The sequence below is a fragment of the Marinitoga sp. 38H-ov genome, assembly GCF_011057715.1.
Taxonomy (GTDB): domain Bacteria; phylum Thermotogota; class Thermotogae; order Petrotogales; family Petrotogaceae; genus Marinitoga.
In genome coordinates this window covers 16,503-17,086 of the sequence record NZ_LNGH01000007.1, presented here as the reverse complement: position 1 = coordinate 17,086, position 584 = coordinate 16,503, and positions in this window count along the sequence as shown.

Below are 584 nucleotides of genomic sequence, written 5' to 3'. Positions count from 1 at the left end.
TTGTTGATAATTCTATCGATGGTTATGAAAAACTTGTGTCTATTTTCAAGGGCAAAAATGTTGCTTTTGCATTGGAATCTACTGGTATTTATTCTAAAAACATTTTTATTTTTCTTAAGTCTCTATATTTTTCTTAAGTCTCATGGTTTTAATTGTTATTTTTTGTTGCTCCATCTGATGTTCATAATACCAGAAAGATCTTTAATTGGTAAGATAAATTAGATGATAAAGTTATTCAAAAAACTGCTATTAAGTTTCCTGAGAATCTTACTCCTTTTAAAGATTCTTTTTTTGAATTAGAAAACTTACTCATTTATCATATTTCTCATCAATTAGCTGCTGAAAAAACTTATCTAGCTGGTTTGATTGCAGCTTATTTTCCAGGTTTATCAATTTATCTAGAACTCTTTTATCTATTTTATCTAATCATCCTGCTGAGGATATTGTTAATATGTCTATTAATGATTTGTTTGATTTAGTTTCTTCTTTATCTAAAAGAAGACTTGGCATTGACTTTGCTGAAAAACTTAAATCCATTATTACTAAGATTTATCGTTCTACTTTGAATGATTTTAATACGTCCA